Origin of the sequence: Nonomuraea sp. NPDC049684, assembly GCF_044465345.1 — a bacterium.
In the GTDB taxonomy this organism is placed as follows: domain Bacteria; phylum Actinomycetota; class Actinomycetes; order Streptosporangiales; family Streptosporangiaceae; genus Nonomuraea.
On record NZ_JBITLO010000025.1, the window covers coordinates 59,272 to 81,516 of the forward strand.

Sequence of the window (22,245 nt, forward strand, 5' to 3'; positions counted from 1 at the left end):
CCCGACGCAGGGCAGACTCAGGGCTCGACGAGACCGACCGTGAACGCGTAGTCGTCCAGGGTGAACTGGCTGATGCCGGACATGCGCAGGGCCTGCACCCGGACCGTGTAGGTGCCGGGGCCCAGGGAGGGGGAGAACCGCTCGAAGGCGTGCGCCTCCTCGGCGCCGTCGGGGCTGTCGAACTTGAAGTCGGTGCTCACGACCGGCTGCAGCTCGATGGTCGTCCCGGCGGAGTTGACCGCGACGATGCGCGCGGAGCACCATGCGCCGGCGGTGCCGGCGCAGACGGACTCGGCGGTGAAGCGGGCGTCGAGGAACCGTGTCGTCCCCGTGGGCACGGTGATGTTGACGGCGGCCGTCGGGATGTTCCCCCAGGCGCCGATGGTCTGGGCGGTCCAGGGGGCGCTCTCGCCGGTGAAGTACTGCACGCTGGTCTGCGTGCCTGTCTGGGAGCTGGCCACGGCCTGGGCCGCCGTGACCGTCAGCGCGAGAACTCCGGACAGCGCCGCCGCGGCGGACGCGACCTTGACGAGTCTGGACAACGGGATCCCCTCTCTGCTCACGCGAAGCCACATGCGCTCCGCGACGGGTGGTTGCCGGAACCACGCTGACGAGAACACGCCGGCCGGTGAAGCCCTGGCCGAATCATCCGTACAAGCCCGTACAGGCGCCGGGTCGGCCGGGCCGCGCTCGCAGGCGCGTCCCTCCCCGCGCCGAGGGTTCGGGCCGCCGTCTGTATAAGAAGGAAACCGCCGCAAACCTCGCTCAATGGGGTGAACCGCTCGTCGACGGCCTGGCGCGGTTGGTGCTGAGGGCGGGCTCACCGCTTCGTCGAGGGCGTCACCGGTCAGAAGCTGGTCGATCCCGGAGCTCCACCACAGGCAACCGCTACAGCGGGCAGCGGAGCAGCCGCGGCCGACACCGCGGACGCTCTCCCGGTTTCGGGTGGTGGTGTCCCTTCCCAGGGAAGTTGGCGGGAGGGACGCGCACTGGCTTGCGGCACGTCACCTTGGCCCGGAAGGTTCCTGACGCAGTCGTTCAGGTCTTCCTGCCGGTGAGAAGGAGTCTCCGCTGACCACGACACGGAGGCATCACGGCTCCGGGGCGCCGGTCCCGCTCAGCCTCGCGCGCCTATTCGTCCACGTCCGGATAGTGTGACTTGCGCGCCAGCCACCACCAGCCGTCACTCAGCCGGCTGCACCTGTAGTAATCGTCGAATGTGGTCTTGGTGAGATCACAGGGACTTATCCGCGCGGCGTCAGGCCGGTCATACATGTAGAGGAACATGTTCTCCGACACTTCCTCGTTCGACAGGCCCATCATGAGAACACGTCCGGGGTAAAGCTCGATCGGCACATCCTGCGTATTGGGATGATCGAAATGCAGGACATCGAACTCGTCAGGCAGATGCACCCAGCCACCCGAAGGCGTGTCTGCCGACAGCTCCCTGTCCTTGGCCAACTGGGCCAGCGCGGTGAACTTGCCGTGATGGACCGCGAACCACGTACGCCCGAAGATCCCGTTCCAGGGCAGCAGCACAACGGCGGCACACAGGACGACCGCCGCACCGGCCGCGACGTAACCGCGGATGTCACCATGTCGGCGTACGAGTCTCTGCGCCCACCACGACGTGGAAAGCACGGCCACGACGAACACGATCCCGAGGATCGACTGCTCGATGATCCGATCGTAGTACTCCAGCCACAGCAGATACCGTCCAGTCACCACCACGAGCCAGCTCGCCACCATGGTCGCGGTCAACGCATACGATCGCTTCTCGATCACGCCTCCAGACCCGGTTGGTGAGCACTGCTCCACGTAAGGACGGCCTCCCGCCAACCTGTGAATCCGATCTGCGCCCGGCAACCCGCCTCACCTAACGGGATACCGCACAATGCGCGGCCCTCTGCGGCGACGACAGACCAGACCTCGAACGCGCCGTCGGTGAGGTGCAACGGACATCAAGCCCCAGCAGTCGCTCAACCTTGGGTGAGACACCGTAGTCGTCATCAACCTTCGCTGACAATGCTCAGCCTTCGCTGCGACGGGACAGGAAAACACGAAATCCCGTCCGATTCAGATGATCGGACGGGATCCCGTCAACCTCAGTCCAGCCGTTTCAAGAACGGCCCTGACCGGAGGGAGGGGCCCTTCCCGGGGGCACGCAACCGACGCGGCAGCTCATGCCGGCGTCCCCGAAGCGTCGCAGCGGGCTGTCGGGATCGGCGGGGCCGAAAGGGACCCAGCTGATCTGGTTTCCCTAGGGACTGGAGGTGCGAGAGGGCCGCGAGCCCGGGGTCGCGCCGCTCGGCGTCCCCGCCGATCCAGGGGTACCCGCGGCGGAAGCGGATATCTCGTCGGGTGTCACAGGGGCGTTCTCCGGCGAGGAGCAGGCCGCCAGAGTGAGGAGGATGACGACGGCCGGGACCAGGCAAGACGGCTGGAAGGGCACCTGGGCCTCCGATGAACTGTCGGACGCGCGGCGCGGCAACGGGTGATCCGGCGCGGGCGTGTAAGGTTTCGCGTCTCGCCTGTACATCGTGGACGGGACGCGAAACCCTACACGCCGAACTCTGATCCTCAAGGCACCGCGGCGCATCCCTCATCGCTCTGATGCGGCGCGAGCCGCGGGCATGCGCAGGTGGGCGCGGAACGGCTGTTCCGCGCCCACCGTCGATCCATCTGTCTCAGCAGCCGACCGGCGCATCCACCGTGACGGAGGCAGGGCCGTAGAAGCTGGACCCGCCGGGACCCACGGGCCCCTGGGAAAGCTTGACCTCGGCGCGGATCGTCGATCCGCAAGGGGCGGTCGCGGTGGCGCCCTCAACGGTCACGGTGTTGTTCCAGATGCTCACCGACTGCCGCCGGAAGCCGAGGAACAGGCCACCGACGACTTGTCCGGACACCTCCACCTCGGCGCGCTGTGGGGTGATGACTCCGCCGGGGCCAGGCTCCGCGATGCCGGGCGCGCCGACGGTGCCGTAGAACCGCGCCTGAGTGCCGGTGAGATCCACGCAAGCCTTGGTGGAGAGACCCGAGATCAGGACGCTGTCACTGCAGGTGGTCGTAGTCGTGGCGGCGGATGCCGGGCTGCTCGACGCGAGCGCCCCCGCGGCCGCCGCCCCTGCGGCGAGTACTGCGGCTCCACGCTTGACGATCTGCTTCAACGGTTTCCCCTTTGATGATCGGGCATGCGGCCTCGCGCCACACGCGATCAGTAGCATGTCACACATGACATGATGAAATATCGAGCTCCAGAAGAACTGCCCGAGAACCCACGGGAAAAGGTTTGAGCGTTTAAATCGGACGCCCCGAAACCGCAAATTCGGAAAAACGGGATAGGGGTCGAACGCGAAGGCGCAACCCAGCCGTCGAACTTCGCCCGGAAAGGGTCCGGGCTGCTTCGCGCTGTGCCTCACCTCCTGCATCTCACCCGAATGCTCTCACCTCGCATTCAATTCATTTCCCATTCATCTGCAAGAGCACTTCGCGACTCTCGGTTCCGCAGGAAGCGGCGACAGTGGAAGCGGGTCACGTGGGCATCCATTCAGAAGACCCGGCCATTCTGCGCGACATCGTGACCGCCGAACTCGGGCGCGCGGGCGCACAGGACTGGTCGATCTTCGAGGACAACCTCTGGTGCAAGGTCACCCCCGACGCCTACCCGATGCCCGACCAGGGATGGAAGCTGCACGTCTCCGCGACGATGCTCTCCGCCCCGCTGGCGCTCGCCCGCGCCTCGCGAGTACTCACCGAGGCCCGTTGCGCCTTCAAGTTCCCCGCCCGGCTGAGCGACTACTGGAAACTCCTTGAACCGCACTGCAGCCGGGCGCAGGCCGGGAAGTTCATCACCGTCTATCCCCTCGACGACGCAGAGTCGGTACGCCTGGCCGCCCTGCTCGATGACGCCACCCGGGGACTTCCCGGCCCGGTGATCCTTTCCGATCGTCCGTACCGGGCAGGCGGGATCGTCCACTACCGCTACGGCGCCTTCAGCGGGCACCGTGTGCTCGGCAACGACGGGTTCTACGAGATTCGGCTGCGTTCACCGCAGGGCCGGCTCGTTCCCGACGAACGGCGGCCGAGCTTCTCCCCGCCACCGTTCGCGACCTGCCCGTTCGAGGTTCCAGAGGCGAGCCGGCGCCCGCGGGCCGCCGCGGTGATGCTCAATGACCGGTTCATCGTCCGCAAAGCCGTACGGCATGCCAACCGCGGCGGCGTCTACCTCGCCGAGGACACCACCACCGGCCACGACGTCGTCGTCAAGGAGGGGCGTCCGCACGCGTGCGCCGATCTGAGCGGCCGCGACGCGCGGGATCGGGTCGCGGCCGAACGTGCCTGCCTGGTAGCCCTCGCCACGACCGGGGTCACACCGGCCGTGGTGGACTTCTTCGAGCAGGGCGGCCACACCTTCCTCGTCGAGGAGTTCGTGCCGGGGATCACGCTGCAGCGCTGGTCGGACGAGAATGCCGGGCCACTGGGCGAGGACGGCTTCGGCAGCGCCCCGGCGCAGGTCCTGCCCATCATCAGCCGCCTGATCGCGTCGCTGAAGGTTCTGCACGGCCGAGGCTACGTGTTCGGCGACCTGTCGCCGAACAACGTGATGCTCTCGCCCGTCGGTGAACTACGGCTCATCGACCTGGAACACGCGGCCGTGCCGGGCACCACCGTCATGGTGGGCGGGACTCCGGGCTACCTCGCCCCGGAGCTGGCGGGCCACGCGGGGGAGTTCCGGGCCGCCCCGCACGCAGGCGCCGACCTCTACAGTCTCGGCGCGATGGCGTACTTCCTGGCGGTCGGCGCCCACCTGGACCCGCCGGGCCCCGGCCAGGCGGCCAGGGTGGCAGCGGTTGCCGCGACAAACCCCACGCTCGCCCTGCTGCGACCGCTTGTGGAGAGCCTGCTGGCGACAGAACCGGAGCGGCGCTGGTCGCTGGACAGCTGCCTCCGCTTCCTCACCGCGCTCGCCCCGGAGCGGGCCGCCCCCAACCACCGGTCCCGGCCGCCGCAGCGGATCGGCCGCCTGATCGACGACGGCATCGCGCACCTGGTGGAGACGACGGACACGAGCGAGGACGCCTCCTCGCCGTGGCCCGACGCCGCCGACGGCCTCGAAGCCGATCCCTGTTCGATCAACGGCGGCGCGGCGGGAATCCTCGGCGTCCTGACGCGGGCCGAACCGCACGCGAGGGCGGCTGCCGAACTCGCCCGCTGGCTGAGGCGGCGGCTGGCGGCCGAGGACGTCTGGCCGCCCGGCCTGCACTTCGGGCGCTCCGGCGCCGTGTGGGCGCTGTACGACGCGGCGACGGCCATGGGCGACGCCGAGCTGGCACGGTTCGCGGTACGGACAGCGCGGCGACTGCCGACCGACCACCCCAGCTCCGACGTGACGCACGGACTGGCCGGATGCGGCATGGCGCTCCTGCACATCGCCCTGGCCTCGGGAGATCTCGCGCTCCGGGACCGGGCCGCCGAGGTCTTCCAGAACCTGCATCAGGCGCGGTCGTACGGCAACGGCCACCCGCAGTGGCCGACGCCGCAGACGTTCGACTCGGGCCTGGCCGGGGCCAACCACTTCGGTTTCGCGCACGGCATCGCCGGCATCGGGACCGCGCTGCTCCACGCGGGCCAGGCTCTCCACCGGCCGGACTGGACGGCGACCGTCCACGAGATCGCCCGCGCCCTCTACGAACACGCCGAGGTGGACGGCGACACCGCCTGGTGGCCGACGCAGCGCGGCGACCTGTCCACGGTGCGCCCGCGCCGGCCGTACTGGTGCAGCGGCTCCTCCGGGATCGGCTCCTTCCTCGTGAGGCATTGGCGTGCCACCGGCGACCCGCCCGCGTTGGACCTGGCGCGCAAGGCCGCAGCGGCCGTGCACCGTACTCGATGGCAGTCAGGGCCGGTGCCGTGCCACGGACTGCCCGGCGACGGCGAATTCCTGCTCGACATGGCCGCTTTCACCGGTGACGACCACTACCGGCAGTGGGCGCGAGATCTGGCCGGCTGCCTGGAGCTCCGCGCGGCCGACCATCGCGGCCGCCTGCTCGTCCCCGGACCCCAGGGAGACTTCCCGCCGACCTTTCTCGCCGGTACGGCGGGGATCGTCGCCTTCCTCCTGCGACTGCGCGACCGGTCCGCCCGGTTGTGGATGCCGCAAGAGGCCCCCAGACTCGCCGCTCCCGCAGCGGGACGGCGATGACAGACGGCCGCACCACAGGCGGCCCCGGCATTCACAAGGAGGTGACGACCATGTCCTTCGACGTCGAGGACCTGCAGGCGCTCCAGGAGCTAGAGCCCGGCGCCAACGAGGCGCTCCGGCTGACCAACTGCATCAAGCACTTCGGCTGCACCGACAACTGACAGCCGAACCCGCCCGTCCGGACACGGGCGGGCGGGGCCCTGTTCGATCAGTAGACGTTCGATCACCAGACAAGGACAGGCCCGGTCCGTGCACGATCGTCCCCTCCTCGCTCCGGAGCGGCCTCCCGCCCCCGGGACCTGGCGCAGGGTCGTGCGGCTGTTCATGCCGTACCGGCTCGCCATCTGCTTCGTCGTCCTGCTCGTCGTGGCCTACTCCGCACTGAACGCCGCCGTCCCGTTGCTGACCCAGCTGGTCTTCGACCGGGCGCTGTTCGGCGCGGGCGGTCCCGACCTGCCGCTGCTCGCGCTGATCGCCGGCCTGGCGGCGGCCACCGCCTGCGCTGTGGGTGTGGTGGACCTCGGCCAGTCGTGGGTGTCGGCCCGCGTCGCGCAGCAAGTGGTGCATGCGCTGCGCGTGGAGCTGTTCGGCCGTCTCCAGCGCATGCCGCTGGCCTTCTTCGCCGCGACACCAGGCGGCGAGATCCAGTCGCGGCTGGCCAACGACACCGTGCAGATCGAGAACGCCGTCAAGGACACCCTGCCCAGCACGCTGTCCGGCGTCGTCGGATTCGTGGCCGCCGCCGGCGCGATGGTGGCACTCTCACCCCGGCTCGCCGGCGCCGCTCTGATTCTCGCGCCCATCGTCGTCTGGGTGGCCTCCCGCTCCGGGCGAGCGCTCAAGAACCTGTCGGAGGTCAGCCAGCACACTCGCGCGCAACTGTCGGCCATCGTGGCGGAGCGGCTGAGCCTTGGCGCCGTCACCCTGGCCAGGGTCCACGGCAGAAGCGCGGACGAGGCCGGCGGATTCGCCGCGGAGAGCCGGCGGCTGATCCGGCTCGGGGTGCGCTCCGGACTGGTGGCCCAGGGGGTGCTGAGCGCGGGACACGTCTTCTTCGTGCTGACTCCCTATCTGGTGTTCGTGGCGGCGGGCCTGTCCGACGGGATCACCGCAGGCACACTGGTCGCCTTCACCGTGCTGCAGGCCAGGCTCTACCAGCCCCTTTGGCAACTCCTGCACATCTCCACCGAGTTCCGCTCCGCCCAGGGAGCCTTCGAGCGGGTCTTCGACTACCTCGACATGGAGCCCGAGCCCGAGCTGGAGCCCGGGCCTGATCAACGGCCGGACCCCGCTCCCGGGCCCGGCGCGCTCGCCGTCCATGAGGCCACGTTCCGGTACGCCGCAGGGGAGGGGGGCCGTCCGGCGCTGGACGGCGTGAGTCTCACCCTCCCGGCCGGATCCACCACGCTGGTCGTCGGCCCGAGCGGCTCGGGCAAGACGACACTCGGCCACCTGCTGGCCGGCCTGCACACGCCCGCCGAGGGGTCGGTCCGAATCGACGGGGCGAAGATCACCCGTCCGTCGCCCGGACGGGTCTGCATCGCCACGCAGGAGCCCTTCCTCTTCCAGGGGTCGATCGCCGACAACCTCCGGTACGCCGCCCCCGACGCCACCGCGGACGATCTCATGCGCGCCTGCCGGCTCACCCGCGTCCACGAGCGGATCATGGCACTCCCGGACGGTTACGACTCGCTGGTGGGAGAACGGGGGGCGCTGCTGTCCGGCGGCGAACGACAGCGCGTCGCCCTGGCCCGCGCGCTTCTGGCCGGCGCGTCAGTGCTGGTACTCGACGAGGCCACCTCCGCGCTCGACCCGATGACCGAGCTGGAGGTCGTCGAGGCGATCCTGGCCGAGCGGGCGGGACGGACGACGGTGATGATCACCCACAGGTTCGGCGTCCTCGACTCCTTCGACACCGTCGTGGCCCTGGACGAGGGCCGGGTGGCGGAACACGGAGACCGCCTCGACCTGCTCGGCGACCGGTACGGGTGGTACGCGCGGATGGTCCGCGCTCAGACCGGCGTCGCGTAGACCCCGCCGTTCGCCCTGTGCCGCGTCCAACCCCTCACACAGGGCTTGAGCTGCATGTTCTCCGAAGCGGCCACGCGGCTTGCTCGATCGGCGCATCGAGCCTCTCCACCGCGGTCGTCCACTTCGGACGATGCCGCTTCTGTCCGGGGATCCCGCAGCGGTCCCGTCGCGCGGCCACCTGCGGACCGGTGGCGGCATCACAGGCATGGTCATCCCATGACGTGGGCACGAACTGCTGCAACCATGCCTGGTGATCCACGCAGGTTCGTCGCGCCCTTTGACCCGCTGATCGGAGCGGGCCATGGGCGCGAACATCTCAGCCGGCGCAGGTGGTGCCCCAGCTCCGCCCAACTTCGCGAACAACACCCCCGGTCAGGCCGGGCAACCGGGTGCCAACGGCGGGGACAGCACCGTCAGCACCGGCGGAGTGATCGTGGTGGCCGCCCGCGGCGGAGGCGTCGGCTCACCGTCGGGCACCCACGGCGCCGGTGGCTCCGGCGGCTCCGGCGGCGGGCCCGTCCAAGGCGCCGGCGCAGTCGTGGCCAGCACATCCGGCCAGCCCGGCTGCGTCGTGCTGACGGTGCTCCCTCCTACACCGGCCAGCAGATCACCCCCATGGAGAACGGGTTCGGCCAGAACAGCTACGCCACCGCGGCCTGCGTCGGCGGCACCCTCACCCTCCAGGTCGTCCTCCGCCAGACCAGCCAGCCCGGCAAGACCTTCCACCTGGTCTACAGGCTGGACGGCTCGGACTTCGTCTGGACCGGCGTGAACCTGACCACGGACGCCAACGGCAGTGGCACCGCCGCCCTCACCCTCCCGGGCCTGGCCGCTGGAACCCACCGCCTGGTCCTGTGGATCAATGACACCCCTCAGCCCGGAAAGACCTACTACGTCAACTCCGGCTTCCAGGCCAACCCGATCACCTTCACCTGCTGACCACACCCGGTGGAACTCCCCGGACGGTCCGGGGGGTTCAGCCATGCAAGATCAATTCTGGGGCTGCTCAGGTCATCACCCTCCAACGTCCGGTACAGCGTCACCCGGCTACGCCGCGGTCTCAGGTGCTGAGCAAGCATGCGACCACAATCGGTGCAGAAACAAGGTTGATACGCTGACCTGCGATTATGCAGCTCCATGGGGCGGACAGAACCGCTGTCCTGCCCCGATCACCGCTACCTGGCTGCTGAGGACAGCTTCGAGAGAAGGGCGCCGTCCCGGACGCCTTAAGACCCGCGATGGCAGTCCTAGGGATCAGGAAAATCGTGCAACCGCGCCTGCACGGCATTGAGGCGTTCGGCGGCCTGACGGTGGGCTTGGGCCAGCAGTGCGGCCACTTCATGGCGGATCCGCTCCACCTCGGCGATCGCGTCGGCCATCTCCTGTTCGGCGGCGGCGATGCGGCGCTCAGCATCAGCGCGGGCGGCATTCAGCCGCTGAGCGGACTCGGCGCGTACCTGCTCCAGAGCGGCCAGAGCATCTGCACGTTCCCGTTCGACCTTCTCCCACCACTGCGCGGACCCGGAGCTGCCTGCCGCGTCGATGATCTTCCTCCGGCTCATGGACGAATACAGCTCTGCAGGATGACCCGAGCATCCTACTCTTCAGTAGGGTCACAGCCTGCTCAGGGAGCCGGGAACTGGTCAGTGGGGGTCCCCTCAGCGGCTGCGAGGGTTTTGTGGACGACACCGACCGAGACGCCGACGCCGATGGTGCGGATGGATTCCCCGCGCTCCCGGCGGGGGAGGGTGGCGGCGCGCTTGTCGTCGTCGCCCGCGGCCCGGCGACCGCCGACCCGGCCTTGGCGGCGGGCCACTTCCAGGCCGTTCTTGGTCTTGCGGACGACGTCGCAGTGCGGGCCGGTCGTCGGTGGCGAGCTTGCCGCCGATCTTCTCCTTGAGACCTTCAGGCAGATCGGGTCGAGGGCGTCGCGCTGGCGTTGTTTCTCCTGCTTGTCGGTGCTGGCCCGGACCGGGCCGACGAGCGCCACGGGGAGGACCGCCTTCCCTGGATCAAGAACTTGAGTGCTGATGCGCAGATGTTGTCCAGCGTCACCAGGGTGAGCTTCTGTGACAGGTGAGGACACACATTCACCGATAGCGCGGACTGTAGTTACGCAAATACTTTATGTGACAGTCAGTCCCGCACGGTGAGGGAGATCTCTCATGAGCATGATCCAGACCGGTAGCTTGCAGCTCGACTCCAAGCATCCCGTCGAGGAGAACGGCGGCAACACCACTACCTTCACCCAGGTCACCTTTCCCACCCCCTTTCCGTCAGGCGCGCAGGTCGTCGTCATTCCGTTCGTGCAGACCTTCAACGGCCCCTACACCCCCGGCATCAGGATCGCGGAGGTCAATCCCCAGGGCTTCAAGATCCGTTTCAACGAGGTCCTCGTGAGCAGCACCGTCAAGAGCGACGGCTACCACAGCACCGAGACCGTCGGCTGGATCGCCGCGACGGTCTAGGGAGGACCGGACCCCGAGAAGGTGTCCGAAGGCATGACGGACGGTCCGAGCGAGCGCCACGCGATCTCGCTCGGACCGTTACGTGTACAGCGCTACTTCCGCGACCGCCCGCAGCCGTCCTCCGCTCTGGCCTACGGCAACGCTCTGCCTTGGGAGCTCATGGCCGGGAAGCCGTGCTGTGAGGGCCGTCGTGGGGCGTGTGCTGGAAGGGGTAGAGCCGCTGGTCGATCACCGTGCCCGGCGATGACCCGGGCGGAACTGAGGGCTGTCCCCGGCCTGGCCGGCAGTCATGACGAAAGACAACGGACGGCATCGGCCATCAGCAGCCAGATGCACCTTGCTGGTCAACGGGGTAGCCGGGATCGTCGTCGGGGGCGTTTGCCCCTCTGGCATAGCCCCCTTTCCTGCCGGGCGGCTTCTTCCAGTGCTGCGCTCAGCTCGCCGTCCAACGCCATCCCTGCAGCATGATGGTGGGCGCAGACAGCGGTGGAGACGACGCCGACCAGGCCCAGGTCGGCCTGTTCCCGGGCTACGGCCTCAGTGATCATGGCCTGTAGCGGTTGCTCGAACACGCCGTCTCGCGCCCAGGTGCGGAACCGGTCATAGGCGGTGGACCATGGGCCCGTGCTCGAGCGGCAGGTCACGGCACGGGCTGCCGGTACGAAACCGCCACATCACTGCGTTGAACAGCCGCCGCAGATCCGGTATCGGACCCCGCTCGCGCCCAGCGGTAATGGGGCTCGATCAAGGACCATTCTTCGTCGGTGAGGTCTCCACGTGCCATGTTCGATGGCCTACTTGGGGCACCGGCCATACCGCAGACGATCCCTCTGATGATCTCAGGCCCTAGATGGGGGTTTGGCTGCCGGTGGGCGGCGATTGGTGGTTACGGTGCGGACGAATGCCGCGAGTGTCGAGGATGAGGCGGCTGATGGACGACGCCGGTGCGGGACGGGCAGGCCAGAAGGAACATGGCCAAGGACGAAGGCATTGCGGGGATCGCCTTTGGCAGTATCTCACCGAAAAGTGGCACCTATACCGCTTTCCGCAGCGCGTTGTCCAAATAGACTCGTAGATAGATCAAGCCAACGAAAGGCGACTCTCTGTGACCACGGCGAAAAACAGCCTTGTTCTACTTGCCGCCCTTGCGGGATTGATGGCCGGGACGGCGATTCCTTCTGCAGCATCTGCGTCCGTCAAGGAGCAGGGCTGGGAATGGGTTCGATCCTATATTCCTGGCGACGCGGCGAACGAAATCGCATGCCACACGGAGGGCCAATACTACGCAGACGGCTCCACCGGCTACGAATGCAAGTGGTACCCCGAAACGTGGCACATGCCGCCCGGTACGTCCCACTGGGAACTGTGGGTGGGGCCCTAGTCATCCCTTCCAGGAAATCCGCGGGCGGGCTCGCCGATGCTGAGCGGTTCGCGGTGGTGCTCGACGGTCAGGGGGTGAGACGGTGACCGTCGTGGGGCGGTGTTCAACCACCGCCGAACGCTCAAGGCCACCCTCCTCAGAGTGACCGAGTTCAAGTCTGTGTCGTTCGAGCCGGGGAGACCAGCTGTCCCTTGTGCGTAGCCGTTGGCCTCCCCGACCCGGCGACGATCAAGCCGTGATCGGAATCTTCTGGTTGCTCCTTCTCGCCGAGATCGTCAGCCGGCGCGGCCAGAGCGTCGAGCGCCCTTTCGACCTTCTCCTGCGACGTGGACGCCGCGAGGGCGGTCCAGACGCGCCTCAACAAACCACGAGTTGCCGAATCGCTCATCCGAGGCTTCAAGAGCGCCCGACGCGATCCGCGTCGGGCGTTCTTGTCTGGCGGATCGATCGGCCGGGCATGCGGTTATCCGGCCGGTCCCGGCAGCCTACGAGGTGAAAATGGGCATCCTGTACCGGTCAACGATGAGATCGCGATGAAGTGCCCAGTGCTGAGTCAGTACCGCTTAACATAAGTAACGGGCGCCCCCGCATCGCCGGGCGCCCGTTACTTATTGCTAGGCCTTACTAGCACGTATTGCCGTCATACCAGGCATTGTCCGCGTACTCCCAGTTGTCGAGGTAGACGTCCTGCCACGGACCGACGCACGCGAGCCGGTTAGGCTGTCCGCGCATATCGATTTCTACCTCGATCACGCTGTTCCCGCAGTGATAGTAACGCAGCTGCGATCCCCACTGGGTGCCGGTCAGATATGCGCCACACTGCTTACCTACAGGAGCCGAGAGAGTGCCGACATCGCCGGATGGCGCGGCGGCTGATTCGGCTACGGCGGGAGCGAGCGTTCCGGCAAGCATTCCGCCTGCAAGAGCCAGCGTGCCCAAGGCACGCATTATTACGCGCACTGGATCCCCTAACGCTTGATTTGGTGTTTTAACAACTGTCACATGCCGGATGGATACAGAAAAGGAGATATTCTGCCATGTTTGCTCGATTCGCAGCCAAATGCGAATCAGCGAAGATCGCCGGGCATGGGTGGCACCTGAGAGCTGCTGGCGAAGGCTTGACGACTTCGTGCATGGCTTGCAGTGGCCTGCGGGGCGAGGCCGATGACGCGGCCTGCCCGCGGACGAGGGGCCCGCGGGCTGTTCTTCGTCGGCCGTTCGGGGGTGTTCTTCGTCAGGCGTGCGGGGCGGATCGGCAGGAGGGCAGCGGGGGAGGGCGAGCAGGTTTGTCCGGGTGGCGGATGGGGGTGCCGGACAATTCTTCGGCGGCCGAGACTGGGGGTCGTGAGAGCGCCGGCCCGTGGCGCGGCGCTCGCTGCGCGGCCCGCGTCCGGGCGGCTTCTCGCGCATCCCCTTCCTCCAGAAAGGCCGCCGCCATGCCTCCAAGACCCCCGCGCTCCGCGCCGCGGCCGGGCCGATGAGTCCGTCGTCGCGATGGCGGCGGTGGCTGGCCTCAGCGGGGGTGCTGGCCACGGTCGCCGTCTGCTCGGGGGCCGCCGTCCCGACGCCGGCCCTCACCGCTCCTCGCGATCCCACCCCGCGGGAAGAAGCGCTGTTGCACGACGCGGAAGAGCTCCTCATCCAGCGATGCATGCGGCAAGGCGGTTTCGCCTACTGGGTCGTCGAGTACGCGCCGCCCCCCGCGTTCCCCTACGTCCTGGAGGACGTGAACGCGGCCGGCGCCCACGGCTACGACACCGGCGGAGCGCGCGGCCGCTCACCCCATCCCAACCAGGTCCACGGGATGAGCCTCCCGCCGGAGCGGCGGCACGCCTGGCTCCTCGCCATCCACGGCAGCCTGACGGACGAGCAGTTCGAGGCGAGTCTGCCGTCGGGCGGACGCGTGCGTCACAGCTCGCGGGGCTGCACGTCCCAGGCCCAGCAGCAGCTGTACGGCGACGCCCGGACGTGGTTCCGCGTCAAGGAGATCAGGACGAGCCTGCGGGCGGTCCGGTACGAGGCCGTCAGCGGCGATCCGGCCTTCGCCACGGCCATGGCCGGGCGGGTTGCATGCGCGGGCAGGGGCAGGCGTTCGGATCACCTGGGGAGATCCGGGTCGCCCTCGACAACAGCCGCCAGAACGGGACGGAGGCCCGGTGGCGCCGGACCGCCGTCGCCGAGGCCACCTGCGCCCTGCGGACGGGCTTCGCCGCCACGGCGCACCGCCTGGACCGACACTACGAGCAGCGCATCCGCGCCCGATACCGCCAGGAGCTGGCGACCTGGCGCCGCCTGGCGCTCTCCGCGCTTCCGCGAGCCCGAACCGCCACCGTGTCCCCCTGACTGCCCGTCTTCTGTCAAACCCGAGAAAGGATCACCATGCGCACCATCACCTCCGTGGCCGTGGCACTGGCCATCGCCGGCCTGGCCGCCGTCCTGCCGGTCGGCCAGGCCATGGCCGACGACACCGCTCCCGCCGCTCCCACCGCGTCCACCTCGTCCACCTCGTCCGCCGCTCCCGCCGACGGAACGGCGGAGAAGGCGGTCACGCCCGAGAATCTCATGATCGCCGACGGGTTCTTCTACGCGGCCGAGCACCCGTACGGGCAGGGCAAGTACTGCAGGTGGCTCATCTACGACGCCTCCTGGGCCGACTGCCTGAACGGCGAGAACCAGACCATCAGCATGGAGAACCAGGCGTCCCAGATGTTCAACAACGGGTTCCCGGGCAACTACGACGTCGTCAAGCTCTTCTGGGGCCGCAGCTACACCGGCGCCTGGCGCTGCCTGGCGCCCGGCAACCACTGGGACAACCTCTCGCTGGGACGCGAGACCTTCAACGGCGGCGCCGGCCTGTCCGGTTACGGGCAGTCCCTCAACGACAACGTCGCCTCGCACAAGTGGGTCGACGCCTGCTAAGGCCTGTACGGAGTTTCGCCTGCGCTATGGCCGTCACCGGCCGCGTCGTCGCCGGTTTCGGCACCCGGATCGACGCCCTGCCGGACCAGGCCCGGCTGGCCGTGCTGGTCACCGCCGCCGAGGGGAGCGGTGACCTCGGGACCGTCCTGCGGGCGGCGCGGGCCCTCGGCGCCGACATCGCGGACCTGGACGTCGCCGAGAAGGCGGGGCTGCTGCGGATCACGAGCGTCCAGGTCGGGTTCCGCCACCCGCTGATCCGGTCGGCCGCCTACCAGCGCCCCGCTGAGCCTGCGCGTGGCCGTGCACGAGGCGCTGGCCGGGGTCGTGGACGCCGAGCGGCGGGTCTGGCACCAGGCCGAGGCCGCCACCGCACCCATCGCCGCCCGGCTGGAGGAAGCGGCCGGGGCGGCGCGCGGCCGGGGCGGCATGGCCACGTCCGCGTCGATCTACGAGCAGGCCGCGCTGCTCAGTCCGGACCGGGCCGAGCGGGCGCGGCGGACGACCCTGGCCGCCAGGGCCGCGATCGCCAGCGGACGCACCGAGCAGGCCGCGGCGCTGGCGGAACGCGCCGCCGACCTCGGGAGCGACAGCGCGGGCCTGGCGATGGTCCGCGCGAGCGTCGCCTTCGAGCGCGGCAGGCCGCACGGCGCCGCGCACCTGCTCGCCGACAGCGCCGAACGCATCCTGCGCGACGACCCCGGCCTGGCCTTCGACATGCTGACCATGGCCGCGACCAATGCCTGGACGCTGGGCGAGGCCGATGCCCTACGGCGCGTCGCCCGGCTCGCGGGCTCCTTCCCCGGCCGTACGGCCAAGGCCATGGGCGCCCTGGCACGGTTGCTCGAGGAGGACTACGCCGCCGCGCTGCCCGCCCTGGCGGCCCTGGTGGAGGAGGCCCGCGCCGAACCGCCGGACAACGCCCTCACCCGCATCTTCGTCACCACTGCCGCGCTCCACCTTGGCGACGACGGGACCGTGGGCGAGCTGGCCGCCGCCGACGTGGTCCGCTGCAGAGACCAGGGCCTGGCCGGGGCGCTCCCGGTCACCCTGCACGCGCTCGCGCACGCCCACCTGATGGCGGGACGGCACCACGACGCCAAGGCCACCGTGGCCGAGGCGCTCGACCTGGCCAGGGACACCGGCCAGAGCCACCGGATCGCGCAGCTGCACGATCACCGCGAGGATCGCGGCCATCGAGGGCGACGCCGAACGCTGCCGCGACCGCGCGCACACGGGCCTGCTCCACCTCACCCTGGGCCACTACGAGCAGGCGCTGCGCGATCTCGCCGCGGTCACCGTCGTCTTCGCCGCCCCCGACCTGATCGAGGCGGCCGTCCGCGCCGAGGCGCCCGACCGCGCGGCGGACGCCTACGCCCGGTTCGCGGCCTGGGCCCGGGCGGCCGACCGGCCATGGGCCCGCGCGGTCGCGCTGCGCTGCCGTGGCCTGCTGAGCCCGGCCCAGGAGGCGGGCGAGCACTACGCGCACGCCGTCGACCTGCACCGGCAGGGCGGCCGGCCGTTCGAACGCGCCCGCACGGAGCTGCTGTACGGCGCGTGGTTGCGCCGCGCGCGGCGCAGGGCCGAGGCGCGTCCGCCGCTGCGGTCGGCGCTGGAGATCTTCGACCGGCTCGGCGCCGCGCCGTGGGCCGAGCGTGCCCGTGCCGAGCTGCGCGCCACCGGGGACAGCGCGCCGGCCGCCCGTCCCGCCGACGCGCTCGCGGCGCTCACCCCTCAAGAGCTCCAGGTCGTACGGCTGGCCGCGGCGGGGGTGAGCAACCGCGACATCGCCGCGCAGCTGTTCCTCAGCCACCGGACCGTCGAGTACCACCTCTACAAGGCCTATCCCAAGCTCGGCATCGGCTCCCGGCAGGAGCTGGCGGGCCTGGTGTGAACCGACCCCGGTGGTGACTACCGTGGCGCCACGGATTCGGGCCGGTGGGGCCGCCTCCTAGCGTTGCGGCCATGGACCACGTGAACGCGCGATCATCTACTACAGCGCCACCGGCACCGTGCACGCGCTGGCTCAGGCCGCCGCCGGAGGTGCGGAGAACGCGGGCGCGCGCGTACGGCTCCGCAAGGCCGCGGAAACGGCGCCGGCCGCGGCGATCGACTCCAAGCCGACCTGGGCCCAGCACCTGCGCGACGCCGCCGACGTCGCCGAAGCCGGCCACGACGACCTGCAATGGGCCGACGCGGTGCTGTTCGGCACCCCCACCCGCTTCGGCAACCCGGCCGCCCAGTTGCGGGCCTTCATCGACACCACCGGCCCGCTGTGGATGCAGGGCAGGCTGTCGGACAGGGTGTACTCGGCCTTCACCGCCTCCAACACCGCGTACGGCGGGCAGGAATCCACCATCCTGGCGCTGAGCAACGCCTTCTACCACCGGGGTGGCGTCATCGTGCCGCCGGGCTACACCGACCCCGTCCAGTTCCGGTCCGGAAACCCCTACGGCGCCTCCCACGTGGCCGGCGACGGCCCGCCCACGGAGCTGGCCCTGCAGGCCGCCGCCTACCAGGCTTTCCGCGTCACCGAGATCGCGGCCGCGCTCAAGGCCGGACGGCGATGATGTCGGAGGAGTCCGCGATCAGCGCACTGCTGGAGATGCGCGCCGACGCCTGCCGGGTCAAGGACGTCGATCGGTTGATGGCGCTCTACGCTCCCGACGTCGTGTACTACGACGTCGTTCCCCCGATGAGGTTCGCCGGGCTCGATGAGGCCCGCCGCAACTTCGTCCGCTGGTTCGGGGAGTACGACGGGCCCATCGCACTGGAGACCCGCGAGTTGGTCGTCGCGGCGGGCGTGGACGTAGCGTTCGCGCACATGCTCCACCTGGACAGCGGGAAACGCAGGAACTGATCACCCATGAGCACGTCTCGGTGCCGATCGACCCGCGGACCCTGCAGGCGTGGCTCCCGCCGGAAGGCTGAGGTGGCGCGGGGAGGATGGGAGCTGTGGACTCTCAAGTGAGAACCCGCGTCTCGGCGTACGTGATCGCCGTAAAGGAGGATCGGCTGCTGCCGGCGCGGTTGTCGGATGCCTCGCCCGGATCGATCCCGGCAAGTGCCACAGACCCCGCGAACTTCTGGAGGAGACGGGCAAGCTGAGCCTGCCGGTTCCCATCCTTTCCCCGATCAGGTCCCAATCGCCCTCGACCAGTGTCCAGGCGCTGAGGCGCTCACGCCGGAGCCCCTTCCTGATCGATGCCATGGACCCCAGATCACAGCGGCTACAGCCTGGCCAAGAAGAACGGCAAGCTCAAAGGCAAGCAACCCGAACCCGCCCGACGCTCCATCCGCCGACGCCGCGCCGCACTCACCCGACATCTGACGTGTCTGCAAAGAACGAACCATCAGGCTGGTGGTGAGGCCGTGACGGCCTGGAGGGCGGCGCTCAACGCCCGGGCGTGCGCCGGCGACTGCCGGGCGTCGCCGAGACCGATGACTACGTCGTCGTGATGCAACATCACTACGCCGTCCTGGAGGGTGACGGCGTCGAAGGCGCCGCTGGGCAGCCGCACGCCAGGGTATCCGTTGACGTCGGCCAGCGGTGGCACGACGAGGCCGGTGGCCGCCTGAGCGGCGGCGAGCTGGCGGCGCAGTGTGTGCAGTTCGCGTTCGGCCATCTCCAGGCGGGTTTCGGCGGTGGCCTGGGCCAGGCGGGCCTGATCGTACTGAGCACGTAGCTGGTCGCGTTCCTCCTCGAACCGGCGGGTGCTGCCGGCCAGGGTGTCGCGGACTGCGCGGGTTTCGGCTCGGGCCTGCTCGGCCGCGACGCCGGCCTGGTGGAGCTGTGCCTGAGTGGTGGCCAGGTGGGCGCCGGTCTGCTCGAGATTGTCTGCCAGCCGACGAACCTCGGCGCCGGCCTGGTCCAGCTGACGGTCGCGTTCGGCCAGGGCCACGGCGCGCTCTTCGGCCAGGGCCTGGGCGCGCGACAGGTCTGCGGCCAGGCCGCTGAGCTGCTCAGCCTGGCGGGCAGTCACGAGTTGCTCGTCGTTCAGGCGGGTGGTGAGGTTGCCGATCTGGACGCCGAGGCGTTCGGCGTCGGCGCGGGCTTCGGCGTGGATGCGGTCGCGATGCTCCTCGGCGGCGTGTTGGGCGTCGAGCGCTTCCTGCTGGGCGTGCAGGGCCGCGTCGCGTGCCTGTTCGGCCGTCTGGCGGTCGGCGTGGGCGGCGCGCGTCGCGTCGCGGGCCTGCTCGGCGTCGGCTTCGGCCTGCTGCACGCGTGCTTCGGCCTGGGCCAGCTGGGTGTCGATGGCCTGCCCGACCTGTTCCAGCCGCTCGGCGAGACGGCGCAGGTCCTCGCGTTCGGCGGCCAACTGGGCGTCGCGCTCGTGCAGAGCGGCGCGGATCTGGCCGGCCTCGGACGTGAAGAGACTGACCGCCGTGTGCGTGGCCAGCGCGGCGGGGGCGCTGTCGGCGGTGCGGCTGGCCTCGTTGCCGCACAGCTTGCAGCAGTACTTGCTGGGGCGGCCGCCCTTGCCGGGTGCACGGTCGGGCTTGGCTCGGCCGCAGCCGGGCCGGGCGCACTGCCGCAGCACGTCGTCGGTTTTGAGGGCCGGGCAGTCGCGGCTGTGACCGCGGCCGCCTCGGGGCGACTCCTGCCCTGCTTCGTGGTCCGCGGGTGCCGGCTCGTTGTCGGCTGCGGCGAGCAGGCCTTCGGGCGAGGCCGCGGATGTCCCCATTGTCGAGGGCGTCAACGGTGCCGCTGGGGCGGGCGGTGCGCCGGCGTGGGCGTCGGCGCGGCTCGGATCGCCGGGGTTGAAGCTGGTCTCCGTCACGACCATGAATTTAGCATCAGCACGTGCGCTTTTCGACTGCATTTCGCATAAGGCATGTGCGATATGTCTATGATCACTGGGAAGTGAACTTCTCAAAGATCATCTCTGCTAGGGTAGGAGGCGTGATCGAGTCCGACGCGTCGCTCAGGCCGGCTTCCCGCCCGCTCCCCACCGCTGCGTTCCCTGCCGGGCTGACGCCGGCCGCCCCCGCGAGGGACCCGTACCTGCTCTATCTGGGACGCCTGGGCAGTGCCGACTCCCGGCGCGGGATGCAGATCTGCCTGGACCACATCACGCGCATGCTCACCGGCGACCCGCTCGACAACGCCACGGTCTCCGGCCAGGGGCAGCCCTGGCACCACCTGCGCTACGAGCACACCGCCTGGATCCGCGAGCAGATCGACCAGATGGACTGGTCACCCGCCTACCGGAACAAGCACTTGGCCGCACTGCGCGGGGTGCTCAAGGAAGCCTGGAAACTGGGCCTGCTCAGCACCGACGACCATCAGCGCGCCGTCGCCCTGGCCCCGTTCGCCGGCCACCGGGAGCCGGCCGGTCAGCACGTGCCCGACACCGTCATCGGCGCGCTCATCGCCGCCTGCGACGCCGACCGGTCTCCCACCGGCGCCCTCACCAGCGCCGGGCTCCGCGACGCGGCCATCATCGCCGTGCTGGACGCCTGCGGTCTGCGTCGTGCCGAGCTGGTCAGCCTGCAGTACGCCGACTACGACCGGGCCCGGCGCATGCTCACCGTCATCGGCAAGGGCGACAAACAGCGCCGCATCCCCGTCAACACCTTCGCCGCCCGCCGCCTGGAGGCCTGGCTCGCCTGCCGGGGCACCCACCGTGGCCCGCTGTTCCCCCGTCTCACCCGCAGTGGCGCGATACGTACCGCCCCCGACGGCCGTCCCTGGCAGATGAACCCCCAAGCGGTACGCGACATCCTCGCCAAGCGCACCGACCAGGCCGCCACCACGCCGGTCCGGCCGCACGACCTGCGCCGCACCTTCATCTCCAACCTCCTGCCACAGGCTGACGCGATCATGACCGCCCGGCTGGCCGGCCACGCCAGCCCCAGCACCACCCTCCGCTACGACGTGCGCCCGGACGAAGAGGCCCGTGACGCCGTCGAACGCCTCCGCGTCCCCACGGTCACGCCCCTGCTGTCCACCACGCCCGCGGAGCAGCGACCTGATGCCACGACGTGAGAAGAAGCAGAGGCAGCCTTCTCGTCCGTAGACATGGAAGGCAGAGGAAAACAGGGCAGCCTCACTGGATGGTCCGGCTCCCCGCCTGAACGCTGCGGCCCAGGGGATCATGGCCGAGCGGCCCGATGCTCCTGCGGCGTCTTCCGCACCGGACCCATCCACGCTGTGCGGGGGACATGGCCGCTTGCACAGCAGGCGCTGACCGCAAGGCAGGCTCTCGGGACGCACCAGCCGGACCGAGGGTTCCTTCGCAGCGGTCTGACGGTGTCATCAGGAACGGGGAATGGCCAGATACTGGCTCTCCAGATACTCCTCGATCCCGGCTCGTCCGCCTTCTCTGCCCAGGCCGGAGTGCTTGACGCCGCCGAAGGGCGCCGCAGGGTTGGAGACCGGGCCGGTGTTGACGCCCACCATGCCGACGTCCAGCGCCTCGCCGAGCCGGAAGGCGCGGTCGAGGTCCCGCCTGGCGCCAGGCCGCTCGCCGCCCCTGAGAAAGGCTCTGCCATGGACGACACAGAGTTCTCGGCCGACTTCGACGGCGTCTTCGCCCAGGCGTTCACGCCCCGCTTCTACGAGATCGACGGTCAGGGCGTCATGTTCAACATGTGGTACCTGGCCTATGTCGACGAGGCGGTGACCGGCTTCTTCGTCCATCGTGGCCTGCCGTACGGCCAGTGGCCCGACATTGGGGTTCGACGTACGTGTCGTGCACGCCGAACTCGACGGGAAGGAGGGCATCGACGGTGCTGGACGACCTGAGGTGCTGATCAGCACCTCCCGCATCGGAGGCAAGAGTTTCACCTTGGACTTCGCCTTCCGGCGGGACGGGAGACCGACGTGTACCGGCTGCGTCGTCTACGTCACGGTGGGAGCCGGCGGCTCAGCCGCCATTCCGCTGCCTCCCGCCCTGGTCGAGGCGCTGGGTGCGATCGTCCCGCTGCGGTAGGGCCGACAGACCCGAACCCTGCGCCGACGTCGGCTTCGAGGCCGACCAGGAGCGCCCAGGTGGACTGCGTACCCCTCGATCGCACGGGAATGATCGTCCTCGATGACGGTCAGCCAGGACCGGGCCGGTTGCCGGCCGGGGCGATCTCCCACAGGTCACATTGCGTGTGGTCGGCCAGCCAGATCCGGTGGGCCGGCCCGCCTCCCGGCGATGCACCAGCTCATACCGCTCCCGATAACCGCGCGTGCCATCCTGAGCCAACGTGCCAGGGCGGGATCCAAGGCTGGCTGTGGTGGTCGCGGTGGGAGTGCC

General features: G+C 69.6%; 22 protein-coding genes and 1 pseudogene. 11 read left to right on the plus strand and 12 right to left on the minus strand.

Features of this window, described 5'->3' with window-relative positions; translation table 11 throughout:
• Positions 1–17 precede the first annotated feature (17 nt).
• The 3 genes from ACIBST_RS46640 to ACIBST_RS46650 form a co-directional block, all read right to left on the minus strand.
• Positions 18–542, minus strand: coding sequence for a hypothetical protein (locus ACIBST_RS46640; protein ID WP_397179891.1), 525 nt, complete (start codon positions 540–542; stop codon positions 18–20).
• Between the two features lie 589 nt (positions 543–1,131).
• Positions 1,132–1,785 carry a hypothetical protein gene (locus ACIBST_RS46645; RefSeq protein ID WP_397179892.1) on the minus strand — a complete coding sequence of 218 codons (654 nt, stop codon included), beginning with the start codon at positions 1,783–1,785 and terminating at the stop codon, positions 1,132–1,134.
• A gap of 902 nt (positions 1,786–2,687) precedes the next feature.
• The gene (locus ACIBST_RS46650) at positions 2,688–3,167 is read right to left on the minus strand and encodes a hypothetical protein (RefSeq protein ID WP_397179893.1); all 480 of its coding nucleotides are present in this window, start codon (positions 3,165–3,167) and stop codon (positions 2,688–2,690) included.
• A gap of 410 nt (positions 3,168–3,577) precedes the next feature.
• On the opposite strand from ACIBST_RS46650, the gene lanL reads away from it, so the two are divergent.
• From lanL to ACIBST_RS46665, 3 genes are all read left to right on the plus strand, one after another.
• Positions 3,578–6,202 (plus strand): class IV lanthionine synthetase LanL, encoded by a 2,625-nt coding sequence (gene lanL, locus ACIBST_RS46655; RefSeq protein WP_397179894.1) that lies wholly within the window; start codon positions 3,578–3,580, stop codon positions 6,200–6,202.
• Positions 6,203–6,451: 249 nt separating this feature from the next.
• The gene (locus ACIBST_RS46660; protein WP_397179895.1) at positions 6,452–8,233 is read left to right on the plus strand and encodes an ABC transporter ATP-binding protein; all 1,782 of its coding nucleotides are present in this window, start codon (positions 6,452–6,454) and stop codon (positions 8,231–8,233) included.
• A 615-nt stretch (positions 8,234–8,848) separates the two neighbouring features.
• Positions 8,849–9,172 (plus strand): hypothetical protein, encoded by a 324-nt coding sequence (locus tag ACIBST_RS46665; RefSeq protein WP_397179896.1) that lies wholly within the window; start codon positions 8,849–8,851, stop codon positions 9,170–9,172.
• Between the two features lie 308 nt (positions 9,173–9,480).
• Here the strand turns inward: ACIBST_RS46665 and ACIBST_RS46670 are convergent, their stop codons facing one another.
• Together ACIBST_RS46670 and ACIBST_RS46675 are read right to left on the minus strand one after the other, a co-directional pair.
• Positions 9,481–9,795 carry a hypothetical protein gene (locus ACIBST_RS46670; protein WP_397179897.1) on the minus strand — a complete coding sequence of 105 codons (315 nt, stop codon included), beginning with the start codon at positions 9,793–9,795 and terminating at the stop codon, positions 9,481–9,483.
• A 62-nt stretch (positions 9,796–9,857) separates the two neighbouring features.
• A complete protein-coding gene (locus tag ACIBST_RS46675) occupies positions 9,858–10,223 on the minus strand; it encodes a hypothetical protein (RefSeq protein WP_397179898.1) in 366 nt (121 codons plus the stop codon).
• Positions 10,224–10,398: 175 nt separating this feature from the next.
• Between ACIBST_RS46675 and ACIBST_RS46680 the strand changes: the two genes are divergently transcribed.
• A complete protein-coding gene (locus tag ACIBST_RS46680) occupies positions 10,399–10,701 on the plus strand; it encodes a hypothetical protein (RefSeq protein WP_397179899.1) in 303 nt (100 codons plus the stop codon).
• Positions 10,702–12,706: 2,005 nt separating this feature from the next.
• On the opposite strand, the gene ACIBST_RS46685 is transcribed toward ACIBST_RS46680, so the two are convergent.
• Complete coding sequence (locus tag ACIBST_RS46685) at positions 12,707–13,021, minus strand: DUF6355 family natural product biosynthesis protein (RefSeq protein WP_397179900.1); 315 nt, start codon at positions 13,019–13,021, stop codon at positions 12,707–12,709.
• 969 nt (positions 13,022–13,990) lie between these two features.
• Positions 13,991–14,137, minus strand: coding sequence for a hypothetical protein (locus ACIBST_RS46690; RefSeq protein WP_397179901.1), 147 nt, complete (start codon positions 14,135–14,137; stop codon positions 13,991–13,993).
• A gap of 15 nt (positions 14,138–14,152) precedes the next feature.
• Here ACIBST_RS46690 and ACIBST_RS46695 point away from each other — a divergent pair, with 15 nt between their 5' ends.
• Together ACIBST_RS46695 and ACIBST_RS46700 are read left to right on the plus strand one after the other, a co-directional pair.
• Complete coding sequence (locus ACIBST_RS46695) at positions 14,153–14,425, plus strand: hypothetical protein (protein WP_397179902.1); 273 nt, start codon at positions 14,153–14,155, stop codon at positions 14,423–14,425.
• Between the two features lie 36 nt (positions 14,426–14,461).
• Positions 14,462–15,001, plus strand: a complete 540-nt coding sequence (locus ACIBST_RS46700) for a hypothetical protein (protein WP_397179903.1) — start codon at positions 14,462–14,464, stop codon at positions 14,999–15,001.
• Here ACIBST_RS46700 and ACIBST_RS46705 read toward each other — a convergent pair.
• The 3 genes from ACIBST_RS46705 to ACIBST_RS46715 form a co-directional block, all read right to left on the minus strand.
• Positions 14,998–15,249, minus strand: coding sequence for a hypothetical protein (locus ACIBST_RS46705; protein ID WP_397179904.1), 252 nt, complete (start codon positions 15,247–15,249; stop codon positions 14,998–15,000). The two genes, ACIBST_RS46700 and ACIBST_RS46705, sit on opposite strands and share 4 nt — an antisense overlap.
• Before the next feature lie 198 nt (positions 15,250–15,447).
• Complete coding sequence (locus ACIBST_RS46710; protein WP_397179905.1) at positions 15,448–15,726, minus strand: hypothetical protein; 279 nt, start codon at positions 15,724–15,726, stop codon at positions 15,448–15,450.
• Between the two features lie 40 nt (positions 15,727–15,766).
• Positions 15,767–16,195 (minus strand): hypothetical protein, encoded by a 429-nt coding sequence (locus tag ACIBST_RS46715; RefSeq protein ID WP_397179906.1) that lies wholly within the window; start codon positions 16,193–16,195, stop codon positions 15,767–15,769.
• Positions 16,196–16,559: 364 nt separating this feature from the next.
• On the opposite strand from ACIBST_RS46715, the gene ACIBST_RS46720 reads away from it, so the two are divergent.
• The 3 genes from ACIBST_RS46720 to ACIBST_RS46730 all read left to right on the plus strand — a co-directional run bounded on the left by ACIBST_RS46720 (position 16,560) and on the right by ACIBST_RS46730 (position 17,858).
• Positions 16,560–16,892: a LuxR C-terminal-related transcriptional regulator gene (locus ACIBST_RS46720; RefSeq protein WP_397179907.1), complete on the plus strand. Its 333-nt coding sequence runs from the start codon at positions 16,560–16,562 to the stop codon at positions 16,890–16,892.
• A gap of 91 nt (positions 16,893–16,983) precedes the next feature.
• A complete protein-coding gene (gene wrbA / locus ACIBST_RS46725) occupies positions 16,984–17,568 on the plus strand; it encodes an NAD(P)H:quinone oxidoreductase (protein ID WP_397179942.1) in 585 nt (194 codons plus the stop codon).
• Positions 17,565–17,858, plus strand: coding sequence for a YybH family protein (locus tag ACIBST_RS46730; protein ID WP_397179908.1), 294 nt, complete (start codon positions 17,565–17,567; stop codon positions 17,856–17,858). Before wrbA ends, ACIBST_RS46730 begins: the two co-directional genes overlap by 4 nt.
• Before the next feature lie 493 nt (positions 17,859–18,351).
• Here ACIBST_RS46730 and ACIBST_RS46735 read toward each other — a convergent pair whose 3' ends face one another.
• Complete coding sequence (locus ACIBST_RS46735; RefSeq protein ID WP_397179909.1) at positions 18,352–19,779, minus strand: hypothetical protein; 1,428 nt, start codon at positions 19,777–19,779, stop codon at positions 18,352–18,354.
• 122 nt (positions 19,780–19,901) lie between these two features.
• On the opposite strand from ACIBST_RS46735, the gene ACIBST_RS46740 reads away from it, so the two are divergent.
• The gene (locus tag ACIBST_RS46740) at positions 19,902–20,987 is read left to right on the plus strand and encodes a tyrosine-type recombinase/integrase (protein WP_397179910.1); all 1,086 of its coding nucleotides are present in this window, start codon (positions 19,902–19,904) and stop codon (positions 20,985–20,987) included.
• Positions 20,988–21,257: 270 nt separating this feature from the next.
• Here the strand turns inward: ACIBST_RS46740 and ACIBST_RS46745 are convergent.
• A pseudogene (locus ACIBST_RS46745) lies at positions 21,258–21,449 on the minus strand (aldehyde dehydrogenase family protein); the annotation flags it as partial.
• A gap of 244 nt (positions 21,450–21,693) precedes the next feature.
• Here ACIBST_RS46745 and ACIBST_RS46750 point away from each other — a divergent pair.
• Positions 21,694–21,933: a hypothetical protein gene (locus tag ACIBST_RS46750; protein WP_397179911.1), complete on the plus strand. Its 240-nt coding sequence runs from the start codon at positions 21,694–21,696 to the stop codon at positions 21,931–21,933.
• The last annotated feature ends 312 nt before the right edge of the window (positions 21,934–22,245 follow it).

Coding starts and splice junctions, on each gene's coding strand:
- ACIBST_RS46665 (WP_397179896.1), top strand. CDS start 8,849: ATGGAGAACGGGTTCGGCCAGAACAGCTACGCCACCGCGGCCTGCGTC.
- ACIBST_RS46670 (WP_397179897.1), bottom strand. CDS start 9,795: ATGAGCCGGAGGAAGATCATCGACGCGGCAGGCAGCTCCGGGTCCGCG.
- ACIBST_RS46680 (WP_397179899.1), top strand. CDS start 10,399: ATGAGCATGATCCAGACCGGTAGCTTGCAGCTCGACTCCAAGCATCCC.
- ACIBST_RS46690 (WP_397179901.1), bottom strand. CDS start 14,137: ATGGCCGTGGCGAAGGCCGGATCGCCGCTGACGGCCTCGTACCGGACC.
- ACIBST_RS46695 (WP_397179902.1), top strand. CDS start 14,153: ATGCGCGGGCAGGGGCAGGCGTTCGGATCACCTGGGGAGATCCGGGTC.
- ACIBST_RS46700 (WP_397179903.1), top strand. CDS start 14,462: ATGCGCACCATCACCTCCGTGGCCGTGGCACTGGCCATCGCCGGCCTG.
- ACIBST_RS46710 (WP_397179905.1), bottom strand. CDS start 15,726: ATGGTCAGCATGTCGAAGGCCAGGCCGGGGTCGTCGCGCAGGATGCGT.
- ACIBST_RS46715 (WP_397179906.1), bottom strand. CDS start 16,195: ATGGCCGCGATCCTCGCGGTGATCGTGCAGCTGCGCGATCCGGTGGCT.
- ACIBST_RS46730 (WP_397179908.1), top strand. CDS start 17,565: ATGATGTCGGAGGAGTCCGCGATCAGCGCACTGCTGGAGATGCGCGCC.